12 protein-coding genes are annotated in these 13,245 nt (G+C 65.1%); 2 read left to right on the top strand and 10 right to left on the bottom strand.

The genetic code is table 11. The features are described from left to right. Positions 1-781: 781 nt before the first annotated feature. The 3 genes from AC3FKG_RS20750 to AC3FKG_RS20740 are packed head-to-tail and all read right to left on the bottom strand — an operon-like array spanning position 782 to position 4,291. The gene (locus AC3FKG_RS20750; protein WP_488744010.1) at positions 782-2,428 is read right to left on the bottom strand and encodes a fatty acid--CoA ligase; all 1,647 of its coding nucleotides are present in this window, start codon (positions 2,426-2,428) and stop codon (positions 782-784) included. Positions 2,429-2,449: 21 nt separating this feature from the next. Continuing rightward, on the bottom strand, positions 2,450-3,298 hold the full coding sequence (locus AC3FKG_RS20745; protein ID WP_483708540.1) for a TauD/TfdA dioxygenase family protein: 849 nt from the start codon (positions 3,296-3,298) through the stop codon (positions 2,450-2,452). A gap of 12 nt (positions 3,299-3,310) precedes the next feature. Then, positions 3,311-4,291: a quinone oxidoreductase family protein gene (locus AC3FKG_RS20740; protein ID WP_483708541.1), complete on the bottom strand. Its 981-nt coding sequence runs from the start codon at positions 4,289-4,291 to the stop codon at positions 3,311-3,313. Between the two features lie 208 nt (positions 4,292-4,499). Here AC3FKG_RS20740 and AC3FKG_RS20735 point away from each other — a divergent pair, with 208 nt between their 5' ends. Beyond that, positions 4,500-5,537, top strand: a complete 1,038-nt coding sequence (locus AC3FKG_RS20735) for an AraC family transcriptional regulator (RefSeq protein ID WP_483708542.1) — start codon at positions 4,500-4,502, stop codon at positions 5,535-5,537. A 208-nt stretch (positions 5,538-5,745) separates the two neighbouring features. On the opposite strand, the gene AC3FKG_RS20730 is transcribed toward AC3FKG_RS20735, so the two are convergent. From AC3FKG_RS20730 to AC3FKG_RS20715, 4 genes are all read right to left on the bottom strand, one after another. Beyond that, positions 5,746-6,333, bottom strand: coding sequence for a hypothetical protein (locus AC3FKG_RS20730; protein ID WP_483708543.1), 588 nt, complete (start codon positions 6,331-6,333; stop codon positions 5,746-5,748). A 54-nt stretch (positions 6,334-6,387) separates the two neighbouring features. Continuing rightward, positions 6,388-7,404 (bottom strand): hypothetical protein, encoded by a 1,017-nt coding sequence (locus AC3FKG_RS20725; RefSeq protein WP_483708544.1) that lies wholly within the window; start codon positions 7,402-7,404, stop codon positions 6,388-6,390. 28 nt (positions 7,405-7,432) lie between these two features. After that, positions 7,433-7,687: an RNA-binding protein gene (locus AC3FKG_RS20720; RefSeq protein WP_483708545.1), complete on the bottom strand. Its 255-nt coding sequence runs from the start codon at positions 7,685-7,687 to the stop codon at positions 7,433-7,435. A 98-nt stretch (positions 7,688-7,785) separates the two neighbouring features. Next, the gene (locus AC3FKG_RS20715; protein WP_488744009.1) at positions 7,786-8,175 is read right to left on the bottom strand and encodes a hypothetical protein; all 390 of its coding nucleotides are present in this window, start codon (positions 8,173-8,175) and stop codon (positions 7,786-7,788) included. Positions 8,176-8,297: 122 nt separating this feature from the next. Here AC3FKG_RS20715 and AC3FKG_RS20710 point away from each other — a divergent pair, with 122 nt between their 5' ends. Continuing rightward, positions 8,298-8,654: a hypothetical protein gene (locus tag AC3FKG_RS20710; RefSeq protein WP_488744008.1), complete on the top strand. Its 357-nt coding sequence runs from the start codon at positions 8,298-8,300 to the stop codon at positions 8,652-8,654. Positions 8,655-8,894: 240 nt separating this feature from the next. Here the strand turns inward: AC3FKG_RS20710 and AC3FKG_RS20705 are convergent, their stop codons facing one another. Genes AC3FKG_RS20705 through ligD form a run of 3 tightly spaced genes read right to left on the bottom strand, consistent with a single transcriptional unit; the run spans position 8,895 to position 13,150 of the window. Further along, positions 8,895-9,716, bottom strand: a complete 822-nt coding sequence (locus tag AC3FKG_RS20705) for a tetratricopeptide repeat protein (protein WP_488744007.1) — start codon at positions 9,714-9,716, stop codon at positions 8,895-8,897. 2 nt (positions 9,717-9,718) lie between these two features. Beyond that, positions 9,719-10,627 carry a non-homologous end joining protein Ku gene (gene ku / locus AC3FKG_RS20700; RefSeq protein WP_483708548.1) on the bottom strand — a complete coding sequence of 303 codons (909 nt, stop codon included), beginning with the start codon at positions 10,625-10,627 and terminating at the stop codon, positions 9,719-9,721. A 39-nt stretch (positions 10,628-10,666) separates the two neighbouring features. Beyond that, complete coding sequence (gene ligD, locus AC3FKG_RS20695) at positions 10,667-13,150, bottom strand: DNA ligase D (RefSeq protein ID WP_488744006.1); 2,484 nt, start codon at positions 13,148-13,150, stop codon at positions 10,667-10,669. Between the last annotated feature and the right edge of the window lie 95 nt (positions 13,151-13,245).

Below are 13,245 nucleotides of genomic sequence, written 5' to 3'. Positions count from 1 at the left end.
CGGCTTCATCTGCTCGACCACCCATTCTTTGTACTCCGCCGGATAAGGCTTCATCTTCCAACCGTTACCGCCCCCCATTGTCCTTCATCGAAAGGCAGCGAGGCGACAACTATCCTGACATGGAGGGGAGCGACAAAAAGTAACCAAAAAACGCGTTTACTTGTCCTAGCGGACGAATATTGATCGGAGTGTGCGAAGAATTTCGTACGGGTATTCGCTTCAGAGTCTGCCCGGCTGCCTGCCGCGTGGAGCACGTCCGTATGCAGGCTCTCCAGCAATGATTGAACGAGCCCCGAAACTGTCCGTGGCCCGACACTGCCACCGTTATCGCATCATCGCCTTCGGCTGCTGCGCGGCTCAGTAGTTGGCAGGCGGACGACATCAACGACACAGAGGCTGGTGCTTCCGTTTCTTCTCTTCTCTTCTCTTCCCTCGGTTTTCACAGAGTGCGCGCAGCGCAGCCGTAGGCGTCCTACCGATGGCGCGGTTAGCAGGAGCCACCAAGTAATCCGGGGTCGCTCATCTGACGTATCTATCCTGATCATCTACGCGGCAGGCAGTCTGGCTATGCCCTGTACCGTCTTTACCACCACGGGCCGTTCGTCGACCACGAAAACGCGTTTTTGGTTACTTTTGTCGCGAGACAAAAGTGACTCGCCGGCTACGCCGGCGAAACAGCAGCGCCTGCCAAGAACGATACCTCATCATCCCAGCCAACCAAAAAAAAAACGCTGACCCCCCTTCAAGAGCCAGCGTCCAAACCTTCTCCCTTTCCTACCCTTCAGACTGCCTTCTCACGCAGTTGCTTCTTATTGATCTTCCCCACACTGGTCTTGGGAATCTCAGCCACAAACGCAATCCGTTCCGCCTCGGGCACAGCGAATTTGCTGAGGCGTTGCGTATCGACGTGTCCGAGCAATTGCTGGCGGATGGAATCCGCACCCACCTCGGCCCCGGCCTTGCGGACGACAAACGCCATCGGGCGCTCACCCCACTTGGCATCGGGCACCCCGATTACCGCGCACTCCTGCACGCCCGGCACTTCGGTGATGAGGTTTTCGACTTCGATCGACGACACCCATTCACCCCCGGTCTTGATGACGTCCTTGATGCGATCGACGATCTGCACGAAGCCGTCCTGCCCCATGACCGCGACGTCCTGGGTATGCAGGTAGCCACCCGCCCACAGGTCTTCGGAAGCCGCCGGCTTCTTGAAGTACGACTGCGTCAGGTACGGCGCACGCAGCACGATCTCGCCACGGCTCGCACCGTCGCGCGGCAGGTCCTGCATGTCTTCGCTGACGATGCGGAAATCCACCATCACCACCGGACGCCCCGTGGAGCAACGCATGCGCACTTCGTCCGCGCGGTCCTTCGGCGCGACGCGCGGCGGCAACTGCGCCAGCGAGACGATCGGCCCGGTTTCCGACATGCCATAGCCCGCAAAGATATCGATGCCGCGCGAGAGCGCAGCATCGCACAGTGCCGGCGGCAAGGCCGACCCGCCGATGATGATCTTCCAGCCCGACAGGTCCTGCGCGCTGTCCTGCGACGACTGCAACAGCATCTGCAGGATGGTCGGCACGCAATGCGAGAACGTGACCTTCTCCTGCTGGCGCAGCTTCAGCAGCATGTCCGGCGCATAGCGGCCCGGCAGCACGGTGCGCAGGCCAAGCATGACCGCGACGTAAGGAATGCCCCACGCCAGCACGTGGAACATCGGCGTGATCGGCATGTACACGTCTTCACGGTGCATGCGCTGACCCTCGCGCGGCGAGCACAGGCTGGCCGAGGTCGTCAGCGTGTGCAGCACGATGTCGCGATGGCTGTAGCACACGCCCTTCGGATCGCCAGTGGTGCCGGTGGTGTAGAACGTGGCCGCCTTGGTGTTCTCGTCGAACTCGGGAAACTCGAAGTCCGGCGACGCGTCTGCCAGCAAGGCCTCGTACTCGCCCGCCAACGGCAGTTCGGTCTGCGGCGCGGCCTGGCCATCGGCCATCAGCACGAAGCGCGGCTTGCACGTCAGCTCGCCGCGGATCTGGTCCAGCACCGGCACGAAGTCGGGATGGACCAGCACGATGTCCGCGTCGGCGTCGTTGAGCGTGTAGAGGATCTGCTGCGGCGACAGGCGCACGTTCACGGTGAACAGCGTCGCGCCCATCATCGGCACGCCGAAATAGCACTCCAGGTAGCGGTGGCTGTCCCAGTCCATCACCGCCACGGTGGAACCGTGCTTCGCGCCCAGCGAGGCCAGCGTCGAAGCCAGTTGGCCCACGCGGCGGCGGAAATCGCGGTACGTGTAGCGCATCTCGCCGCGATAGCTGATCTCCTGGTCGCCATAAAGGCTCAGCGAATGGGTCAGCAACTGCTTGACCAGCAACGGAAAGGAATACGCCGACGGCGTGGATACGATCAAATTGTTCTGCATACTGTCTTCCTCGGGCCGATCTTAGTACGGCTTGGTGCCGATGATGCCGGCGCGTTCCATCTTGCGGTGGCAAGGCGGGTAATCCATCACGGCATAGTGCTGCGTGGCCGTGTTGTCCCAGATCGCGACACTGTTGGGTTCCCAGCGCCAGCGCACCTGGTACTCGGGCACATATGCCTGGCTGATCAGATAACGCAGCAGGTCGGGCGCGCCCGGATTCGCGTCCATGCCGAAACGCACGCGTTCCGGCGTATGGAAGTTGGTGAAGTGCGTGGCGAACGCGTTCACGTACAGGATCTTCTCGCCGGTGTCCGGGTGCGTACGCACCACCGGGTGCTCGGCGTCGGGAAACTGCGCCTTGAGTGCCAGGCGCTTCTCGATCGGCATGGCAGCACCGAAGCTCGCCTCGATGCTGTGGCGCGCGCGCAGGTCGGCGATCTGCGCCTTGATATGTTCGGGCAGGCGCTCATAGGCCAGCGCCATGTTCGCCCACATGGTGTCGCCGCCAACCGGCGGGCATTCCACGCAGCGCAGCACGGCGCCGAATTGCGGCGCTTCGCGCCACGTGGTGTCCGAATGCCAGGCGTTCTCGTAGCGGTCGTTGGGCTGATCCGGCGTCTTGTAGATGCGCACCAGGCCCGGATGCTCCGGATCGCTGCCGGCAACGGGGTGATCTTCCAGTTCGCCGAAGCGGCGCGCGAACGCGACGTGGTCAGCGCGGCTGATGTCCTGGTTGCGCAGGAACAGCACGCGGTGCTTCAGCAACTGCGCGCGGATCTCCGCAAACAGGGCGTCATCGCGCACGGCATCGCCGAGATTCACGCCGACCAGTTCCGCGCCCAGCGAGCAGGTGAGTGGCTTGACTTGCATGGTCCGGCTCCCTTAGATCACGAAGATTGACGAACCCGTGGTCTTGCGCGACTCCAGGTCCCGATGCGCCTGCACCGCGTCTTCGAGCGCATAGCGCTGGTTGATCTCGATCTGGATCCGGCCCGCACCGACATGACCGAAGATTTCGCCGGCCAGCTCGGCCTTCTCGGCCGGGTCGGCAATGTAGTCGGCCAGGGCCGGACGCGTCAGGAACAGCGAGCCCTTCATCGCCAGCAGCACCGGATCGAACGGCGGGATCGGGCCCGAAGCGGTACCGACACACACCATCGTGCCGCGGCGCTTGAGCGAATCGAGCGACGACATGAAGGTGTTCTTGCCCACGCTGTCGAACACCACCGACACGCCAACGCCGTCGGTCAGTTCACGCACGCGCTTGGCCACGTCCTCATGGCTGTAGTTGATGATGTGGTCGCAGCCATGGGCGCGCGCCACTTCGGCCTTGGCTTCGCTCGATACCGTGCCGATCACGGTCAGGCCCAGCAGCTTCGCCCATTGCGACACGATCAGGCCGACGCCGCCCGCTGCCGCGTGCAGCAGGATGGTGTCGCCTTCCTTGAAGTTGTAGATGCGACGCATCAGGTATGCCGAGGTCAACCCACGCATGGTCATGGCGGCAGCCGTCTCGAAGCCGATGGTTTCGGGCAGCTTGATCAGCGGCGCGGCCGGCACCAGGCGCTCGGTGCTGTACGCGCCCAGCGTGTTGATGAAGCCGGTATAGGTCACGCGATCGCCCACGGCAACGTTGGTGACACCGGGACCGACCGCCTGCACGACGCCAGCGGCTTCCACGCCCATGCCGGCCGGCAGCGGCACCGGATAGGTGCCGTTGCGGAAATACGTGTCGGCATAGTTCAGGCCCACCGCCACGTGGCGGATGCGTACCTGGCCCGGCCCCGGGTCGCCGACTTCCATCTCTTCCACGCGAAGCACTTCAGGGCCACCGGCCTCATACATGCGCACGACTTTTGCCATTTGCTCGTCTCCTGGTATTTGCATCGGCGCAGGGGGCGCCGCTCATGCCCTGAAATTTAGGACCTGCCGGCGCGCGCCGCTTTGCATTGGCCTCCGCCGACTTTGCATTTCATGCCACGGCCGCCTATCATGCGCTGCGAAGGCAATGCAGCAAGGCGCACGCCCCAAAGCGTGCGCCGCACACATAACGAGAATTCGGAGACAAGCCTTGGACACGCTGATACGCGCCGGCGCAGTAACCAACTTCTTTGAAGTGGCCCGGGATCTCGGCCTCAATCCCCAGCCGCTTCTGCGGGAAGCGCGCCTGTCGCGTGCGCTGCTGAGCGACCCGGACCAGCGCGTTTCCGTCAACGCCTGCGCCAGGCTGCTGGAACTCGCGGCCCAGGCCGCGCAATGCGAGACCTTCGGCCTGCGCATGGCCGAGTCGCGCCAGTTGTCGGACTTCGGCGTGATGAGCCTGCTCATCAGCCAGCAGCCCACCTTGCGCGATGCGCTGGCCACGATCATCCGCTATCGGCACCTGGTCAACGAATCTCTCGCCATCCTGCTCGAAGATGCCGGAAAGGTAGTCATCATCCGGCAGGAGGTCGTACTCGATACGCCTTCCCGGCAGGGCACCGAACTGGCGCTTGGCGTGGTGTTCCGCCTGTGCCGCGCGTTGCTCGGACCGCACTGGCATCCGCTCAATGTCAATTTCACCCATGCGGCCCCGGCAGACCTCCAGGTCCACCGCCGCCTGTTCGGCTGCCCGCTGGAGTTCGGCAGCGAGTTCAATGGCATCACCTGCCTGGCGGCCGACCTCGACGCCGCCATCCCGAACGCGGACCCGGGCATGGCGCGCTATGCGCAGCGCTTTGTCGATACGCTGCCGCGCGTCAATGCCCCGTCTATCGGACGCGACGTGCGCAGCGCCGTGTACCTGATGCTGCCAATGGGCCGCGCTACGTGCGAAGGCGTGGCGCAGGGCCTGGGCATGAGCCTGCGCACCATGCAGCGCCAGCTCGATGAAGCCGGCGAAACCTTCACGGACATCCTGAACGAGGTGCGCCGCGAACTGGCGCGGCGCTATGTGGAGAATCCGCAATACTCGCTGCTGCGCGTGGCCGAATTGCTGGGGTACGGCTCGGCGAGTTCATTCACGCGCTGGTTCTCCAGCCAGTTCGGCGAGGCGCCTGTGACCTGGCGGCGCCGGCATGGCTCGCGCGCGCCACAGCCGGTCCCCGTCCATCCCGGGCCACCGGGCTGACGCTCATTCCTGCACGGACTTGCGGCGCTCGGCAAAGCTTGCCACAGCCTGCTCGGCTGAAGAACATCCGCTCCGTGCCGAGCCGCGGCCCTGGCTCCGAACGTCGAGTGCCGATGGCGTAAACCCGGGCGCCGGGCCCGCGTCGTCGCGCGCGTGCTTCGGGCTCCGGGCTCCGGGCTCCGGGGCTACGTCCGGCGGCCTCGCGCGCCTAGTGACCGCCCTTGGGCGTCACCGAGACCGCGAAGGCCTCCGTGTACACGGCCTGGACCTGGTCGCCCTTGCGGATGCCCTTCAGCTGCTGCGGGTCTTCGACATGCAGGTCCACCGTCCTGCCCTTCGGCCCCTTCAGGGTCACCTTGCCGGTCTTGCTGTTCACGGCGACGACATCGGCGGTCACGGTCACCTCGCGCCCGACCATGCCGCCGGGCTTGGCGCCGGGCGCGGCCCGGTCTTCCATCGCACGCTCGGTACTCGAACGCATGCCGGTCTGCTTGGTCAGGTTGACCGAAAGGGCTTCCTTGTATTCCGCCGTGACCGTGTCGCCGACGCGGAGCTGATCGAAATTGCGCACCTCGTCACCGACCTGCACGTCGGTGACCTTGCCCTGCTTGTTCTTCAGCGAGACCGTGCGCGTGGCGGGATCGATCGCCGTGATCGTCGCCGTGGACTTGACCGTGCCGGTCACCATGGCCGCGCCGACGCCGGAAGCCGCTTCGACGCGGGTCTCCGGCTGGGCCATGGCCAGGTGGGATGCCGCGGCCACGGCGGCGGCGACCAGTATCTTGCTGGGATTCATGCTTGGCTCCTTGCGCCAGGTTGGAAAATTCGGGCGGTGGATTCCGCCCTCGGGCTACAACATGCGTGCCGCCTCGTCCAGCAGCGTGGCCTGCGACAGCATGTCGGCCCGCGCGAACCGCACGATCGAAAACCACCGCACGAGCGGCGGATCGCCGGGCACGTGCGCACAAAGCAGTTCGAGGTCGACGCCGGGCACGGTGCTGTCCGCCCCCAGCACCACGTTCACCTGGCTCAGGCGGATCTGGCGCCGCTGGACATGCATGCGGTTGGCGGCGTCGCCCAGGACTTCTCCCAGGCATTCGAGCTGCCGCTCGAGCGTGTCGCCGCCGTGGCCCAGCGCTGCCAGTTCGCTCTCGTTCTGCGCGATCTCGTCCTTGACCGACTGGACCGCCGCCCCGTCGGGTGTCTCTCCGCCCACCATCGAGCGCAGGCCAATGCCTTGCCGTTCATAGAGCTTGAGTTGCGCCTTGAGCAGGGCCTGCTCGCGCTCGAGCGTGTCGCGGCGGCCCTTGCCCGCCGCGAACTGCGCCATGGCCTCGATGGCGAACTGGTCCAGCATGCGCAGCAGGATCTCCGCGCGCAGCGCGGCGTCGGATTCCGCGCAAATCCTCAGCTGGTAGTCGCTGAACGACACCAGCGTCTGGGGCACGTCCGTGTGCATGACATCGCCTTCCATCGCCACGCCCAGCGTGCGGCGCTCGTTCATGGCCATGCCGAGCACTGCATAGGCGTGTTCCGCGAACGGCGTACGGTCGAAGAACTCGCGCAGGTCCGGTGAACGGCTGAAGGCGCGAACGACGTCCGCCGCGGTGCCGAAGTACGCGTGGATATGGGGATCGCTGTCCCAGGCGGCTTCGCTGGCTTCGCGCGGCGCGGGCAGTCCCGCCACGGTCGCGCGGACTGCTTCCAGCGCCGTGCGCAGCCCCGGCGCCAGCCGCTTCTCGTAGTGCGAAACCAGGCGCAGGCGCGGGTTCAGCGCCGTCACGCGCGCAGTCATCGCGACGAGTTCCTTGTCGTCGCGGCGCTGCGGCTTACGGCCCTGCCGCTGGATCCACCGCAGAAAGCCCATGGCGGCGCTTGCCGGTGAGCCGCTTATGTCACCGGTAACGTTCGGCCATCACCATCGCGTTGATCTTGTGGCCCTTCCAGAACATGCCATGGATGCGCGGCTGCAGCTTGCGCAACGCTTCGGGGTCGAGTTCGTTGAAGATCACCGTCACGCCCGGATGCGTGCCGTCGCCTTGCACAGGCTCGATCTCGTCGCAGGCAGGAAAACCGTATTTAGTCAGGAAATCCCGGACTTCCTCGTCGGTGGTCCCGGCGTCGACGTTCCCCAGAAACAACACGGCCATGATCAGTCCCCCGTTCGTCGCCACAAATGTGGCCGCATCCCTGTATGTTCTAGCTCATCTTTGGTGAAGTACAAGGCATTTGGTTTGCAAAAGCCGGCTCAGCGCTTCGAGGTTTGCCGCTTCCAGTCCCCGTCCGGCGTCTGGCAGAACCATCCCGCCCAGTGTTCCTTGCGGCCGGATTGCGTCAGGTCGGAACGCACGCGGCGGCATTTTTTACCCTGCTCCGTCCGGCTACGCTCGACCGTGAGCGTGCCGTCGATGGCCGGACGCCGGTTGACGGCGGGGAAGTGCACGGGTGCCGTGCCGCCATCCGGCAGGTTGGCGAGCGCGTCCTTGTAGAGCTGGATGTATTGCGGAACCTCGTCTTTCTGAAGGGTTCCGATGACGGTGTTTTTCAGGAAATGATCGAAATACGCGTGGAGCGGAGACGTCGCCATGACGAGCACCAGCACGGCAGCCCGCGCATGGCGGGGATGGTTCAGACGCATGGAGGCCCCCCTCTCGAATTCCCCGTCCAGGGCGTGCCGCTTTGACATACCGAGCCCGGCATCGCTACCCTTAGTCTAGCCCGCTGGACAGGCCAGCGGCATTCCCTTCCTCCGGAGACCCCATGCGAAAGCCCCTTCCGTTGATTCTGACCGGCCTGATGGTGCTGGGCCTTGCCTCCACGGCCCGAGCGCAGACCGCGCCGGGCCAGGGCCAGGGCGCGGCCAACGCGATCTCCGAGGCGGTCCAGGGCGGCACCAACCCCTATCGCCCGCCCTCGGGTGAGAGCACCGATCCCGAGGAGGCCAGGCGCGCCAAGTGCGAAGCGCTGAAGGACGAATTCAACGGGACCTCGAAACAGCGGAATTACCAGTCGTCGGGTACCGCCACGCATAACGCGCAGGGTCGCCCGATCCCGAAGATCGAACGGGACAAGAGCCGCAAGGAATTGCAGGAGACGTACCGGGCGAATTGCACTTGAGCCACGCCGTCAGGCAACTGGAATCCCCGCCGGCGATCGGGTGGCTTAAAAAAAGAAGCCCTCGGCCGGGGAGGACGAGGGCTGGAGTGGTATCGGATGTCCACGCCAGGGACTTCCGGGACCTACTTTCCCATGACCTGTCAACGAAATCTACTCTTCGGGCGTGTCAGCAACCGCACTATTCTGGACAATCCGGGGCGCCTGAATTCGTGGCACGCCGTGCCGTCCCAAGCCGCCGCGTCAGCGGCCGGGCTCCAGCCGCCGGTACTGTTGATAGTGGCGGATGGCCCGCTGGCTGTCCCCCAGCGCTTCATGCAGTCTTGCCGCGTTGTAGTGCGCGTCGGCAAAATCGGGAGCCAGCGCGATGCAGGCATGGTATTCAGCCAGCGCCCCCACGGCATCGCCGCTGTCTTCCAGCGCCACCGCCAGGTTGAAGCGGATCAGCGGCGCATCCGTGCCTTGTTCGAGTGCGGTTCGATACAGCGCGATGGCTTCGTCGAACGCGGCGCGCTCGCACATCAAGTACCCGAGATTCACGTAGGCATCGACCAGCCCCGGCTCCGCGGCGATGGCCTGCCGGTAGACCGCAGCGGCCTCGGCGGATCCTGCGCGCTCAAGCTCCTGGGCCATCTCGAACAGCGTATAGCCATCCATCGCTGCCGCCGGTGTCCGCGTCGTCGGAGCCCCGATCGTCACCACGCGGGCAGAACGCTCGCGCGCGTCGAAATCGATGATCCGCTGGCCGGTCTCGACTAGCCACTGACCGTGGGCGTCCCGGGCGGCAACGGTGCCGCCATGCGCCGTAATGCGGACACCGGTCAGGGCCCGGCCGGCTTCCAGGCTCTCGAGTTTCTTGAGTGACCGGACGACACGTCGCGTCGGCACGTTGGCCGCACGCAAGGACTGGGCGGTACGGAACAGCAGCAGGTCCTGAAACGAAAAGCGGTACGCGTTGCCGCGGCCGCGATCGGGCGTCACCACCCCCGCCGTCAGCATGGCATTGACCACGGAACGCGAAATGCCGACCAAAGCCAGCACGTCGCTCAATGTGTAAGACTGCATGCTCAGGCCTTCTTCGCCGCACGTTTGGGAACGGCCGCCACGGTCGATGCGGTTCGCTTGGCACTCTTGCGCGGTGCCGGCGATTCCCCCGCCGCCGCCTTGACGGCGGCGGTCTTGGCAGCCGGCGCGGTTCTCTTGCCTGCCGACAGACTCTTCTTCAGCGCCTCCACCAGGTCAATGACCTGGCCGGACGGAGAGACCTCGACCGGTTCGGGCGAGACGATCTGCTTGCCGGCGATCTTTGCATCGATGGCAGCCAGGACGCGCTGCTTTTCCTCGTCGCGATACTGGCTGGCGTCGTAGTGATCCTCCGAGGCCTGCTCGATCAGCTGGATCGCCAGCTTCAGTTCCGCGTCGGACACCGCGACTTCCTCGACATGCAGGTCGACAATCGACCGGACTTCATCCGCAAACAGCAACTGCTGGAAGACCAGGCCGCCCTCGATCGGCCGGATCTGCACCATGTGCGACTTGCCTTTCGCGGCCCACTTGGCGATGGCGCACCGCCCGGTCTTGGCCATGGCGGCCCGCAGCAGGCTGTACGGCTTGCCGCCACGCTTGTCCGGCGCGATGTAGTAGGTCTTGTCGTAATAGATCGGGTCGACGCCCTTCTCCGGCACGAACGCGACGATCTCCACGAGGTGGCTCGCGCCTTCTTCGAGCGCCTTCAGCTCATCGGGGCTGAAGATCACGAACTGGTCCTTCTCGAATTCGTAGCCCTTGACCATCTGGTCGCGCGGGACCACTTCCCGCGTCTGCTCCGACACATACTGCTGCTTGAGCCGCGAGCCTTCCTTGCTGAGCAGGTTGAAGCGCACCGCGCTTTCGGAATCTGTCGCCGTGTACAGCTTGACCGGAATCGACACGAGGCCGAACGACAGGGACAGGGATGCCAGTGATCGCGCAGCCATAATGCATTCTCCACGTCACAAACGAAAAACCATGCGCACTCACGCCAGGTGCTCGATCGCGCCTTTCAGGCTCTGGGGGGATGACCAGAAGCCACGCCACGGGTCGCCGGTGCGGAAGCTGAGGTATTCCCGGGCGTTCCCGACGTTCCATTGATCCGCGCTTTTGAGCTGGAGCAACTGGTCCCATGATACTGGCATCGACACCCCCATGCCCGGCCGGGCGCGCGCCGAAAATGCCGCGGCCGTGGTCTGCCCGGTGCCGTTGCGCAGGTAGTCGACAAAGACCCGGCCCTTGCGATTGCTGGGGCCGGACCTCGCCACGAACCGCTGCGGAATGGCCCGCGCCAGGTGCATGACGGCCGCGCGCGAGAAGGCCTTCACGGTATCGTAGTCAAGCGCCGGAGCGAGTGGCACGACGACGTGCAATCCCTTTCCGCCGCTCGTCTTCAGCCACGCCTGCAGGCCCAGTTCGCCCAACAGGGTCTGCACGAGCAAGGCGGCCTCCTGCACGTGCTGCCACGGCACGCCTTCCCCGGGGTCCAGGTCGAAGATGACGCGATCCGGCTGGAGCAGATCTTCGGTCGTCGAATTCCAGGTGTGGAATTCGACCACGTTAAGCTGCGCGGCGGCGACAAGCCCGTCGGCCGACTCGACCGTCAGCAGGCGGCCGTGTCCCGGCCACAGTGCCGCAGGTTGTTCGGTCAGGCCCGGCAAACTCGTGGTCTCGGCGTGCTTCTGGAAGAAGACCTCGCCGCCGATGCCGTCCGGTGCGCGCAGCAAGGCCACGGGGCGCAGTGCGAGATGCGGAAGCATCCACTCCGCCACGCTCTCGTAGTAGCGCACCAGGTCGAGCTTGGTGATGCCGGTCGAGGCATCGATCACGCGCTCGGGGTTGGTGACCTTCACGTTAGTGCGCGATGGCGTGGGATCGACCCGTACGGCTTCGCGCCGGACGTCGCTCGCCGGCGTTTCGCTGCGCAGCGCCTTGAACGATGCCTGGCGCACTTGTCCCGATGACGTCCATTCGGCAAACTCGACCTCGGCCACGAGCGATGGCTTCACCCACTGCGGCGCACCGGTCCGCGCCGTCCCCCACCGGCTGCGCCGAATGGTGGCCGGCGGAAACGGGGCCGCTTCGGTCGCGAGCCTTGAAAGCTTGTGCCGCAGGGTCGCGGCAGTCTTGCTGTCCCACCCCGTGCCGACGTTGCCGGCATAGCGCAGTTGGCCGTCCTCGGTCACGCCAAGCAGCAAGCTGCCGATTTCGCTCGGGGCACCCTCCCGCTCCGAAAAACCGCAGATGACAAATTCCTGTCGCAAGCGGCATTTGGCCTTGAGCCAGTCGGCATTGCGCGATGAGCTATAGACGGAATCGGCGCGCTTCAGCATGACGCCCTCCAGGCCGAGCTCGGCCGCGGCCTGGAAGACCTGTGCCGCGGGCGCATCAAAGCTCTCGCTGAAACGAACGCGGTCCGAGTGCTCGTCGATCAGTCGGGCCAGATGCGCACGGCGCTCGCGCAAGGGCACGTGGCGAAGATCTCGCCCCTCCCAGTACGGAACATCGAACACGAAGTAGACGATCGCGTCGTTCTGGTGCCCGTCGATCGCGTTCTGCAACGCATTGAAGTCCGGCAAGCCGTCGCGCAGCACCACGATTTCACCGTCAAGCCAGCCCTCGGAAATATCGAGCTTCTCGACCTCCTTCGCAAGGCTGGCGAGCCTGCGGGTCCAGTCATGGCCGTTGCGTGTGATCAGGTGCACCTTGGCGTCGACGATCCGTGCGAGCAGCCGGTAGCCATCGAACTTCGTCTCGATGATCCACCCACCGCCCGATGGCAGGCTGGCCGTCGGCGTGGCAAGCTGCGGTGCGAGGCGCGCCGGCAATGGCGCGTTCACGGCGGCCGACAGGTCGGGGGCGTCCGGCTCCTTCACGCCGCGGCTGTTCTCGCGCTGCTCGACCGGCCCCAGCGGATGCGCGACCACGCTGTCGGGCAGAGCCGTGATGACATCGAACTCCGCATGAGACCGTGCCCACTGATCGCGCTTCTTGAAAAGCATCCACTGGTCGTGTGCCTCCCCGGCTTTCGAAATCTTCACCAGTTCCCAGCGGCCCGCCAGCTTTTGTCCATGCAGTGCGAATTCGAGCTTGCCTTTCGCCATGCCAGCCCGGGCATCACCGACCGGTTCCCACGTGCCGTTGTCCCAGACGATGACGGAGCCGGCGCCGTATTGCCTGGGCGGAATGGTTCCCTCGAAGCCGGCATAGTCGATCGGATGATCCTCGACGTGGATCGCGATGCGCTTGTCGGACGGGTCAAAGCTGGGCCCCTTGGGCACCGCCCAGCTCAGCAGCACTCCATCGAGTTCAAGACGGAAGTCGTAATGCAGGCGCCGCGCCCAGTGCTTCTGGATCACGAAGCGCAGCGGCTTCGTCGCGGAGCGTCTGGTGCGCGTGCGCGCAGCCGGCTCTTCCGTGATTCGAAAATCACGTTTGTCGCGGTAACGGGCGAGCGAATCGTGCGCCATGTGAACAGCATAGGCGCGAGCATGCGGGTGGCGTAGCCGGCGTTCTCCTACCTGGGCGTCAGAAATCAATCAGTCGATCACGATCGCGCGGAAGT

The sequence above is a fragment of the Cupriavidus sp. 22TCCZM04-2 genome, assembly GCF_057798895.1.
This window is presented reverse-complemented; position numbering and strand designations above follow the sequence as displayed.

Coding starts and splice junctions, on each gene's coding strand:
- AC3FKG_RS20750 (WP_488744010.1), bottom strand. CDS start 2,428: ATGCAGAACAATTTGATCGTATCCACGCCGTCGGCGTATTCCTTTCCG.
- AC3FKG_RS20745 (WP_483708540.1), bottom strand. CDS start 3,298: ATGCAAGTCAAGCCACTCACCTGCTCGCTGGGCGCGGAACTGGTCGGC.
- AC3FKG_RS20740 (WP_483708541.1), bottom strand. CDS start 4,291: ATGGCAAAAGTCGTGCGCATGTATGAGGCCGGTGGCCCTGAAGTGCTT.
- AC3FKG_RS20730 (WP_483708543.1), bottom strand. CDS start 6,333: ATGAATCCCAGCAAGATACTGGTCGCCGCCGCCGTGGCCGCGGCATCC.
- AC3FKG_RS20725 (WP_483708544.1), bottom strand. CDS start 7,404: ATGGGCTTTCTGCGGTGGATCCAGCGGCAGGGCCGTAAGCCGCAGCGC.
- AC3FKG_RS20720 (WP_483708545.1), bottom strand. CDS start 7,687: ATGGCCGTGTTGTTTCTGGGGAACGTCGACGCCGGGACCACCGACGAG.
- AC3FKG_RS20715 (WP_488744009.1), bottom strand. CDS start 8,175: ATGCGTCTGAACCATCCCCGCCATGCGCGGGCTGCCGTGCTGGTGCTC.
- AC3FKG_RS20710 (WP_488744008.1), top strand. CDS start 8,298: ATGCGAAAGCCCCTTCCGTTGATTCTGACCGGCCTGATGGTGCTGGGC.
- AC3FKG_RS20705 (WP_488744007.1), bottom strand. CDS start 9,716: ATGCAGTCTTACACATTGAGCGACGTGCTGGCTTTGGTCGGCATTTCG.
- ku (WP_483708548.1), bottom strand. CDS start 10,627: ATGGCTGCGCGATCACTGGCATCCCTGTCCCTGTCGTTCGGCCTCGTG.
- ligD (WP_488744006.1), bottom strand. CDS start 13,150: ATGGCGCACGATTCGCTCGCCCGTTACCGCGACAAACGTGATTTTCGA.